Consider the following 9,859-nt stretch of genomic DNA (forward strand, 5'->3'; position numbering starts at 1 on the left):
CCCCCCGTTCAGTTCAGGTCGATAGACGTGACTGTCACGCGCTCGGCCTCGACGTCCTCCAGGATAGCGCCCCACCCACCGATCGTGTACGTCCCCTGATCGATCCCGCCGCCGTCCCGTCCCTCGCTCTCCACGACGATCGCGGCCTGGCCGACGAGGTCCCGCATCGGGACGTCCCCTTCGGGGACGCCCTCCGCGACCAGTACGTCCGTCACGACGCCCCGAACCGAGCGCGCCGTGCCCGTGGTGAGATCCCGGCCGTCTACTGTCACGCGGACGGCCGCCCCGTCGGCTACCATCGGGGCGATCTCCCGGATGCACTGGCGGAGGTCGACGTACTCCATCGGGGGGTCGCTCGGGCGGTCGGAGTAGACGAGGGGCCACGGGTCCCAGAGGCAGGTCTGGAAGTACCAGTTGAAGACGTAGGTGTGCGCGCGGTCGTCGACGAGGACGCCGTAACGGTCGACCGAGTCGGCGTGGTGGGCGAAGCACGTCTGGTGGCGGTCGATGAGCGCGACGAACGGGCCAGGGAGGCGGCGGTGGCGGACCTCGGTACACACGCCCGCGAACGGCGACTCGGGCGGCGCGCCCTCGTCCGGCGACGTGTAGACGGTGACGCGCACGGAGATGCCGCGATCGTGAGCCGACTGCAGCGCCGTGCGCAGCGACTCGTACTCGTCGAGCGACACCGAGAGCTGGACCTGGTGGCTCGCTGCCTCGATGAACGCCCGGGCCTGATCGACGACGGTGTCGAACCGTCGCACGAGGCTCGCCCGCGCGCCCTTGATGTCCGGTTGCTCCCAGCGCGTCTCGACCTCCTCCGCCGCCTCCTCGAATTCTCGCGCGCGCGAGCGGAGGTCGTCGAGGACCTCGGCGGGGCTGTGGGCCCGCACGCAGAGGTGCTCGCGCTCGTAGGTCTCGACGTATCCTCGCGATTCGAGGGCCCGCAGGACGTCGTAGATGCGTGCCGACGGAACGTCGGCGGTGGCGGCCAGTTCAGTCGCCGACGTAGCGCCGACGTCGAGCAGGGCGACGTACGTGCTCGCCTGGTAGGGCGACAGTCCCGCCTCGCGGAACGTCTCGATGAGGGCCTCGGTCTCCATGGATGTCGTACTAATCGACGGGCGCGGCGTAAACCCTTGCCGCCCCGCGGGTGGACGTTGAAGTACCCCGCGCGGTAACGGGTGGGTATGCGATCGCCGCTCGCGTCGCTCGCGCGCCCGGAGCACACCGGCGAGCGGCGCTGCTGGCCCTGTACGGTCGCGAACGGCGCCCTGCTCGTCGCGGCGTGCCTCGCGCTGGCGCTCGCCGGTCGGCCACTCCTCGCCGCGGTCGTCGGCGTCGTCGGGGGCGCGCTCGTCGCGATCAGGGGGTACCTCGTCCCGTACACGCCGCGGTTCGCGCCCGCGGTGGTCCGTCGCGTCCGCGCGGCGCTCGGGCGACCGCCGCGGGAGCCACCCCTCGCGTCGTCCTTCGCGCCCGAGGGGGGAGATGGAGCGGGAGACGGGGACGGCGAGCGGGTGCTCGAGGCGCTGATCGCCGCCGGCGTCGTCGTCCCCGCCGGCGACGACCTCGCGCTGTCGCCGCCGATCCGCGAGCGGTGGGAGGACGAGATGGCGGCGCTCGCCGAACTGAACGACGACGCGCTCGCGGCGGCCGCCGACGCGGTCGTCGGCGAGGGTCGTACGGCGACGCCGGTGTCGGTGGACGGGCGACGGTACGTCGCCGTCCACGCGCCGACCGACGCGCCCGCGCGGGGGGCGTGGTTGCCGCGCCCCGCCGCGACTGCCGACGTCGCCGCCGTCCGCGCGCTCTCCGCGGTCGCCCGACTCGACGACGCGGCGCGGCTGTCCGCAGCCCGGGCGTTCCGGCTCTTTCTGGACACCTGTCCCACGTGCGGCGATCCGGTCGTCGAGACGTCGTCGGCGTCCTGCTGTGGCGGCGTCACGAACCCGCGGGAGGGGCCGCAGTCCGTCCTCGCCTGTCGGGCGTGCGACGCGCACCTGATAGCGCTCTGATCTCCTTGCTCACCATCACGAGCCGAAAGTATGTTGGTCTGCGCCGCGTTCGCTATCGACATGCCACTCGAGTCAGTCCTGCTCGCGATCGGACAGGGTGACGCCGATCGCACCGACGCGCTCGCCCGGACCGTCGCCGACGTCGCCGGCCCCGCCGGCGCGACCGTCACGCTCGCGCACGTGTTCACCGAGGCGGAGTTCGCCGCCGTCACCGAACAGCTCGCCTACGACCCCGACGGGCCGATCGACGCCGACGAGGTCGCCTCCCGGCACGCCACCGTCCGAGAGCTCACGTCCGCGCTGGACGACGCGGACGTCGAGTACGTGATCCGCGGGGCCGTCGGTCCGCACGGCGAGCGCATCGTCGCGCTGGCGAGGGGAACCGACGCCGACCTCGTCGTCGTCGGCGGGCGAAAGCGTACGCCGGCCGGGAAGGCCGTCTTCGGGAGCACGGCCCAGGAGGTGATGCTGAACTCGCCGTGTCCGGTGACCTTCGTGCGGGCGTGAGCTCCCGCCGCGCCGCTCGTCGCACGCCTCGATGACAGCCCGTTTTACCGCTCGGGCGAATGGACCCGTATGGGACTCGACGAAGACGCGCTCGAATACCACCGGCGCGAGCCGCCGGGCAAGATCGAGATCTCGACGACGAAGCCGACGAACACCCAGCGCGACCTCTCGCTGGCCTACTCGCCGGGCGTCGCCGCCGCCTGCCTCGAAATCGCCGCCGACCCCGACGACGCCTACGCCTACACCGCGAAGGGCAACCTCGTGGGCGTCGTCTCGAACGGCTCCGCGGTCCTGGGACTCGGTGACATCGGCGCACAGGCGTCGAAACCGGTCATGGAGGGCAAGGGCGTATTGTTCAAGCGCTTCGCCGACATCGACGTCTTCGACGTCGAACTCGATCACGCCGACCCGGACGCGTTCGTCGAGTCGGTCGCCGCCCTAGAGCCGACGTTCGGGGGGATTAATCTGGAGGACATCAAGGCCCCCGAGTGCTTCGAGATCGAGCGCCGCCTCCGCGAGGAGACGTCGATCCCGGTGTTCCACGACGACCAGCACGGTACCGCCATCATCTCGGGGGCCGCGCTGCTCAACGCCGCCGACATCGCCGGCAAGTCCCTCGACGACCTCGACGTCGTCTTCTCGGGGGCCGGGGCCGCCGCGACCGCCACCGCCCGGTTCTACGTCTCGCTCGGCGTCCGGCGCGAGAATATCACGATGGTCGACGTGGACGGCATCCTCACGGCCGAGCGCGCCGAGGCGGGCGACCTCAACCCCTACAACGAACCCTTCGCGCGGGACGTCCCGCCCGGGGACGTGGGCGACGCGATGGCGGGCGCGGACGTGTTCGTCGGTCTGTCGGTCGGGGGGATCGTCGATCGGGAGATGGTCCGCTCGATGGCCGACGATCCCATCATCTTCGCCATGGCCAATCCGGACCCCGAGATCGACTACGAGACGGCGAAGAGCGCCCGCGGGGACACGGTGATCATGGCGACGGGGCGCTCGGACTACCCGAACCAGGTGAACAACGTCCTCGGGTTCCCGTTCATCTTCCGCGGCGCGCTCGACGTCCGCGCCACCGAGATCAACGAGGCGATGAAGGTCGCCGCCGCCCGCGCCCTGGCCGACCTGGCGAAACGGGACGTGCCGGACGCGGTGGTGAAGGCCTACGGCGACCAGCCGCTACAGTACGGCCCCGAGTACATCATCCCCAAACCACTCGACCCCCGCGTCCTCTTCGAGGTGTCCTCGGCGGTCGCGCGGGCCGCGATGGACAGCGGGGTGGCCCGCGCGGCGGTCGAGATCGACGAGTACCGCCGGGAACTGGAGGCGCGCCTCGGGACGTCCCGCGAGATGATGCAGGTCGTCGTCGCGAAGGCCCGGAGCGATCCGAAGCGCCTCGTCTTCGCGGAGGGCGATCACCCCAGGATCGTCCGCGCGGCCTACCAGCTGATCGAGCAGGAGATCGCCGAACCCGTCCTCGTCGGCGACCGCCACCGCATCTGGGAGCTGTCGGCGTCGCTCGGCCTCGACTTCGATCCCGAGATCGTCGATCCGGGCGAGGAGTCGCTCGCGCCGTACGCCGACCGGCTCCACGAACTCCGCCGGCGCAAGGGCGTCACGCGCAGGGAGGCCGGGGAACTCGTCGAACGCGACGGCGACTACCTGGGGAGCGTGATGGTGGAGATGGGCGACGCCGACGCGATGCTGACGGGGATCACCCACCACTACCCGACGGCCCTTCGCGCGCCGCTCCAGGTCGTCGGCACCGCCGGGAACGCGAACTACGCCGCCGGCGTCTACATGCTCACCTTCAAGAACCGCGTCGTCTTCTGCGCCGACACCACCGTCAATCAGGACCCCGACGAGGAGGTACTGGCGGAGATCGCGCGCCACACGGCGGAGCTCGCCCGCCGGTTCAACGTCGAACCGCGCGTCGCCTTCCTCTCGTACTCCGACTTCGGCTCCGTCAGAAACGAGGGCACCGCCAAACCCCGCCGCGCCGCGAGGTCGCTCCGTAGCGACCCCCGGGTCGACTTCCCGGTGGACGGGGAGATGCAGGCGGACACGGCGGTCATAGAGGAGATGCTCACCGGCACCTACGACTTCGCGGAACTCGACGAACCCGCCAACGTCCTCGTCTTCCCCAACCTCGAAGCCGGCAACATCGCCTACAAACTGCTCCACGACCTCGGGGGTGCGGAGGCGATCGGGCCGATGCTGGTGGGGATGGATCGTCCCGTCCACGTCCTCCAGCGCGGCGACGAGGTCAAGGACATCGTCAACCTCGCCACGGTGGCGGTCGTCGACGCGCAGTAGTGCGGATCGATTCGTCGAACCCCGCCGCGGCGAAGCCGTCACCGTCGTCGGAAATCCGGTATTAACCGTCCGTTCGCACCGTATAACCATGCCGGCGGTCGACGACTACCGCTCGACGTGGGACGAGCGCGGGGACGCGACGCGATCACGGGTCGATCGCCGTAGCCGTCGTCGCTCGAGATCTACCTCGTCATCGTAACGAGTCCTGCTCTCGCCGGGCCCGAGCGAGGCGATCGACCGGCTCCGCTATCCCGAGTTCCTCGGGGAGATCCTCGCGGGGGTCGTGCTCGTCGTCTCGGTCCTGCTGACGCCGTCGCTGCTGAAGTGGACGGTAGAACGAGCCAAAGCGTAGGTCGACAGAACGTGTCCGCGCCCTCACAGCTCCGTCAGGTCACCCACGTCCGCGTTGTTCGCGGGATCGTAGATGGGTGCGACGCGAACGTCGTACTCCAGGTCGTCGATGATCGCCTGCGTCTGTTCGTCCCGCCACGGAACGAGCGCGACGGCGTAGGCCGCCTGCGGCCAGTCGACGCGCACGTCGGTCACGCCGGACCCGGGTCTGCGTTCGAGCACGATCGCGGCCCGTCTGAGTCCGTCGCCCTCGCGGAGCGTGGCGCTCCCGCGGATGTCGTTGTCGTTCACCACGATCCCCCAGTCGTCGACGTCCGCCGGGGCGCGGTCCCACCGTTTCTCGGGCGCGTGGGCCATCAACGCGGGCACCCGGTCCGCGTTGACGGTGATGTCGTTTCGCTCGACGTACACGTCGCCGCCGGAGGAGTCGATGACGATGCCGAACCCCGGGAGGGAACTGCCGCTGTAGCCTGCCCCGTTGGGGTTCGTCGGCGCCTCGATGCGGATCGTGCAGTTCTCGATGCGCCCGCCGGCCTCCTCGGAGGTCTGCGGGTCCCAGTAGACGCCGTTGATGGCCTCGTAGGTGCCCGTATTCTGAGGGTGTTGATTGTTCAGGTCGATGTGAATCCGGCAGTTACGGACGTACGAACCGCTCCCGCCGTTGCGGGCGGCCGCCATCGCGCAGTTGACCCACAGGCAGTCCTCGAAGCGGTTCGTCCCGTGGGTACCGACGTACGGAGCGCCGTCCCCCGGATTGTTGAAGATGTTCAGGTTCCGCCAGTAGAGCGTCCCGGCGTGGTTCTGGAACGCGCCGCCGAAGCCGCGAGATGCGGCGTGGCCCGTTATCTCGGCGGGTCCCCAGTACCTGATGTCCTCGATGTACCCGGTCCCGGCCGCATCCTTGATCGCCGGAAAGAGGAACCAGCGGTCGCCGTTTGCGGTCGAGGGCGTGAACCCGTTTTTCTGCAGTTTTCGGACGTACAGCCCGTCGTTCGGGAGCAGGACGTGACCGATGGCCCCCGGCTGACTCCGGGTACCGTACAGGATTCGGTAGTTCTCGAGGAGGAGATCTCTCCCCCCGGTCAGCCAGAGGAGGTACGTCGACCCGCTTCCGGCCGTTCGGAACGCGACGTCCTGTCGGTCGGCACCCGTTCCGCGGATCCCGAACCGTGAGATGCCGTCCTTCCGCGCGACGACGTCCTGGCTCGTCGGAACCGTGTAGGTCCCCGGCGGCACCTCGATGAGCGTCCCGGTCTGGACGTACGGTTCCAGGTTGATCGGCGTGCGTCCAGTCGGATCCCAGCCGAGATCGTTGACCGCGTTCAGCGTTCTATCGAAGGTGATGTTGTGTGGCGTAGGCATTCTCTCGATCTATCGCGAGTGCGTTTGCGTCCCGATGCACCGTCATCAGTACGTCCCCACCGTGATCCACGGCCATCCGAGCGCCGGTACTGCGGGAGTCTCTCCCTCGGGCCCGTCGATCGGGTTCTCCAGGGGCGTCAATCCGAGAACGTGCATGAGGAATCGGACCTCCCACGAGTCGAGGAGCCGCTGTCGGTAGTCGAGCAGCCTGACGGCCCTCGTGTCGAACGCCAGCCCCGGGAACGACCAGCCGACGACCTCCCGAAGCATTCCCCGAAGGACGTCGTTCCCCCCCGTCGACCGGGCGTCGCGCCAGTCGAACGGGGCCGCGAAGTTGTCCACTGGCACCTCGCTGTGGGGGTAGACGGTCTCCCCCGCCTCGAGCAGGCGAAGCCGTCCGCGCTCGTCCCTCGTGTTCAGGCGGGCGAGTAGCTCCGTGTTCCAGCGCCGAGCGAGTTCGGTCCCACTCCACGCCAGTTGCGGGGACTCGACCAGGAGTTCCCCGTAGACCAGGGAGACGAGCGCGTGGGCGATAAGCCGCTCGCGGTCCGAGACCGGTCGATCCTGGTAGAGCGCCGCGAGGGCGAGGACCGGCAACAGGAGCCGCATGTCCTCGAACCGGTACGCGTCGCTGACGTACACTTCCGGTGCGCCGGACGGGAAGCCGACGTGAGCGACCGGTTTCGTCGGCGAACTCGTCGGTAAGAGCGAGACGTCGACGTGCGAGATCGTGCCGTCGCGATAGGCCTCCAACGCGGGTTCGGCGGCCGTCCCCTGCATCGCGACGATCGCAGCCCGTAAGTGGAGCCCCGGAACGGTCTCGACGAGGGCCGGATCGTGTAACTGCTGGACCGCCTCCTCGACGCGTTCGCGGCTCTCGAAACGGTCCGCGAACAACGCGGCGAGGAACGTCTCGACCCTGTACTCCGGCCAGAATCGTCGTCCCTCGGGTTCCCGTTCGGGCGTTCTAGAGTATATCTCCTCGATGAACAGGTCGCGGTCGATCGGTTCGAACGGCTGTCCGCCGATGTCGTCGAACGAACTGTCCGACCGGCTGTCGGTCGCTTCCGGTTCGGAGCGTTGCGCCCCGGCGGTGCCGAGCGCACTCGCACCGACGAGCCCCCCGAGACCGACGAGCGTCGTTCGACGAGTCATCGTCAGTTGCTCAGTAGTCTCTCGTTCGGCGTCGTTTCTTCGTTTCATTGATTTCCCCAATGCAGCGAAAACACGTTTCAGTGAATGATAATTAGTTATTGACGTGTGTAGGATGAAAAATACACCTTTAACGAATAGTTCATTCCCTCGGAATCTGCTGTCTCTGGGGCTGTGTCGGCAAAGGATGGGTTCGAACTGCGTTCGGAGCGACGCGGGGAACCCGAACAGGTTCGCCCGGGGTTTCACTGTCCGTCGGATCGATCCGCCGACGGTACTGTGAGAGAGCGGTCGCTGTACGAGTGGGTGGGCGGCCGTGACGCGATCGAAACTGTCGTCGACGACTTCTACGACCGCGTCCTGAGCGACGATCGCCTGCGCGGTTATTTCACTGACGCGAGCGTGACCGAACTCCGCGCCCACCAGGTGCAGTTCGTCAGCGCCGTCACGGGCGGTCCCGCGGAGTACGACGGGGGGACACGCGCGAGGCGCACGCCCACCCCGACATCGGCGAGGCCGCCTTCGAGGCCGTCGCGGACCACCTGGCCGCCGCGCTCCGCGAGAACGGGGTGGACGAGGCGGACGTCGACGTCGTCGTAGCGGAGGTCGCCGCGTTGAAGGCTCCCGTCCTGAACCGGTACGCGCGTCGCTACCGGACGTGCGCGCCCTCGTTCGTCACTCGCGTCTCGCGGTCGAGGACGCCCTCGACGCCGGTCGCGATCACCGTCTCGCCGACCATCGCCATCGTCCCGACGCCGCCCGCGCGTTGGACGCGCGCGACCGCCTCGACGACCGGGTCGGTCGCCAGCCCCGTTCGCCGGGCGAACGCCCACGATCGATCGAGCAGGGCGTCGAAGGCGCCCGTCGGGTCGATTCGGTCGAGCGTCGCGCGACCGGCCTCTCGAACCCGAGCGAGCGCGCGCTCGTCGCCCAGGACCGCCTCGGTCGCGATGCCGCCGAGGGCGGCGTACTCGACGCGCGCGTCGCACCGAGCGCGACGGATCCCACCCCCGACGTTCCAGACGAGGCCGCCGCGCGACTGGACGAACACGTCGCCGAGTCCCGTCCCGGCCGCCACCTCCGCCCGGTGGGCGACGCCGACGAGCGTCCCGCGTGGCTCGCCGAGCACGAACGCCTCGTTCGCCGCGAGGGCGGTCGCGAGCGTCGCGGCCCCGCTCGCCCCGAACCCGCATCCGACCGGGACGCCCGCGTCGAGCGACACGACCGCGCGGACGCCCAGTCGGTCGAGCGCGCGTTCGACCGGTTCGAACGACGTCGCCTCGCCGTCGAGTCGGATCACGGTCTCGTCCGCCGGTTCGACCGTCGCGACGACGCCGTCCTCGACGGCGACGCTCACGCCGAGCGACCCGCCGCCGGGTTCGTCACCGGGGGCGAAGACGGTCGTCACGCTCCCCGGGGCGTAGGCTCGCGCCTGGCGATGCATGTCACGCGGATGGCCGCCCGACGAATTAGAGGTACGGGTCTCCGGTCTAACGTCCGCAGGTCGGGCCGAGGTGACCGTCGCGTCCGCGAGACCGCCGTTCGCCGACCAGTCGGTCCGCGGATAGCTCGTCACCCGACGGTCGGCTAGTCGGCACATAAACGGCCGTCGTCCCTCGATCGCGCCGCCGGTTTCCGGGACGCGCCGATCGGATCGCTCCCGCCGCGAACCGGTTCGAACCCGTCCGAAACGTTCCCTCTCGGATCGGTGAAACAGTCGGAAACTGTACGCAACGACAGCGTTGATTATGTACCGAGCGTGACGTAGTCGTCGGCGTGGCACTACCATGAGACGCGCTATACCCGTGCTGCTCGCGCTGGTCCTGCTCGCGGGTGCGATGCCCGCGAGCGCGCTGGGGCACCCCGGCGACGCACGCGACGAAGCCGTCACGATCGGACCCCAGAACCTCGAACTCCGTGACGTCACGGTAACCGTCTCCGACACGCACATCCGGGGAACGGGACTTCCCGAGTCCTCGGTCGACCACGCGTCGTACACCGTCGATGACGCGACCGTCTCCACGGACGGGTTCGTCGTGGTCTACCAGGACACGCCCTACCGCATCGGGGCCATCTCGCTGACCGTCGACAACGTCGGACTCCAGCTGGAGAACGTCTCCGTAAGCGACACCTCCGGGTCGAACTGACGC

At 69.2% G+C, this 9,859-nt stretch carries 8 protein-coding genes and 1 pseudogene; 5 read left to right on the top strand and 4 right to left on the bottom strand.

Features of this window, described 5'->3' with window-relative positions; translation table 11 throughout:
• Positions 1-8: 8 nt before the first annotated feature.
• Positions 9-1,103 (bottom strand): TrmB family transcriptional regulator, encoded by a 1,095-nt coding sequence (locus P1K31_RS12655; protein ID WP_276303684.1) that lies wholly within the window; start codon positions 1,101-1,103, stop codon positions 9-11.
• Between the two features lie 87 nt (positions 1,104-1,190).
• Between P1K31_RS12655 and P1K31_RS12660 the strand changes: the two genes are divergently transcribed.
• From P1K31_RS12660 to P1K31_RS12670, 3 genes are all read left to right on the top strand, one after another.
• Positions 1,191-2,018: a DUF8054 domain-containing protein gene (locus P1K31_RS12660; RefSeq protein ID WP_276303685.1), complete on the top strand. Its 828-nt coding sequence runs from the start codon at positions 1,191-1,193 to the stop codon at positions 2,016-2,018.
• Positions 2,019-2,078: 60 nt separating this feature from the next.
• Positions 2,079-2,525, top strand: coding sequence for a universal stress protein (locus P1K31_RS12665; RefSeq protein WP_276303686.1), 447 nt, complete (start codon positions 2,079-2,081; stop codon positions 2,523-2,525).
• A 69-nt stretch (positions 2,526-2,594) separates the two neighbouring features.
• Positions 2,595-4,844 (top strand): NADP-dependent malic enzyme, encoded by a 2,250-nt coding sequence (locus tag P1K31_RS12670; protein WP_276303687.1) that lies wholly within the window; start codon positions 2,595-2,597, stop codon positions 4,842-4,844.
• 375 nt (positions 4,845-5,219) lie between these two features.
• Here P1K31_RS12670 and P1K31_RS12675 read toward each other — a convergent pair whose 3' ends face one another.
• Together P1K31_RS12675 and P1K31_RS12680 are read right to left on the bottom strand one after the other, a co-directional pair.
• A complete protein-coding gene (locus P1K31_RS12675) occupies positions 5,220-6,557 on the bottom strand; it encodes a right-handed parallel beta-helix repeat-containing protein (protein ID WP_276303688.1) in 1,338 nt (445 codons plus the stop codon).
• Positions 6,558-6,602: 45 nt separating this feature from the next.
• The gene (locus P1K31_RS12680) at positions 6,603-7,712 is read right to left on the bottom strand and encodes a hypothetical protein (RefSeq protein ID WP_276303689.1); all 1,110 of its coding nucleotides are present in this window, start codon (positions 7,710-7,712) and stop codon (positions 6,603-6,605) included.
• A gap of 276 nt (positions 7,713-7,988) precedes the next feature.
• Here P1K31_RS12680 and P1K31_RS12685 point away from each other — a divergent pair.
• A pseudogene (locus P1K31_RS12685) lies at positions 7,989-8,347 on the top strand (group I truncated hemoglobin); the annotation flags it as partial.
• A gap of 11 nt (positions 8,348-8,358) precedes the next feature.
• Here the strand turns inward: P1K31_RS12685 and P1K31_RS12690 are convergent.
• Positions 8,359-9,153: a GHMP family kinase ATP-binding protein gene (locus tag P1K31_RS12690; RefSeq protein ID WP_276303690.1), complete on the bottom strand. Its 795-nt coding sequence runs from the start codon at positions 9,151-9,153 to the stop codon at positions 8,359-8,361.
• 343 nt (positions 9,154-9,496) lie between these two features.
• Between P1K31_RS12690 and P1K31_RS12695 the strand changes: the two genes are divergently transcribed.
• Positions 9,497-9,856 (top strand): hypothetical protein, encoded by a 360-nt coding sequence (locus P1K31_RS12695; RefSeq protein WP_276303691.1) that lies wholly within the window; start codon positions 9,497-9,499, stop codon positions 9,854-9,856.
• The last annotated feature ends 3 nt before the right edge of the window (positions 9,857-9,859 follow it).

It is taken from the genome of Halomarina halobia, from assembly GCF_029338575.1.
GTDB lineage: Archaea > Halobacteriota > Halobacteria > Halobacteriales > Haloarculaceae > Halomarina > Halomarina halobia.

Coding starts and splice junctions, on each gene's coding strand:
- P1K31_RS12655 (WP_276303684.1), bottom strand. CDS start 1,103: ATGGAGACCGAGGCCCTCATCGAGACGTTCCGCGAGGCGGGACTGTCG.
- P1K31_RS12680 (WP_276303689.1), bottom strand. CDS start 7,712: ATGACTCGTCGAACGACGCTCGTCGGTCTCGGGGGGCTCGTCGGTGCG.
- P1K31_RS12690 (WP_276303690.1), bottom strand. CDS start 9,153: ATGCATCGCCAGGCGCGAGCCTACGCCCCGGGGAGCGTGACGACCGTC.
- P1K31_RS12695 (WP_276303691.1), top strand. CDS start 9,497: ATGAGACGCGCTATACCCGTGCTGCTCGCGCTGGTCCTGCTCGCGGGT.
- P1K31_RS12660 (WP_276303685.1), top strand. CDS start 1,191: ATGCGATCGCCGCTCGCGTCGCTCGCGCGCCCGGAGCACACCGGCGAG.
- P1K31_RS12670 (WP_276303687.1), top strand. CDS start 2,595: ATGGGACTCGACGAAGACGCGCTCGAATACCACCGGCGCGAGCCGCCG.
- P1K31_RS12665 (WP_276303686.1), top strand. CDS start 2,079: ATGCCACTCGAGTCAGTCCTGCTCGCGATCGGACAGGGTGACGCCGAT.
- P1K31_RS12675 (WP_276303688.1), bottom strand. CDS start 6,557: ATGCCTACGCCACACAACATCACCTTCGATAGAACGCTGAACGCGGTC.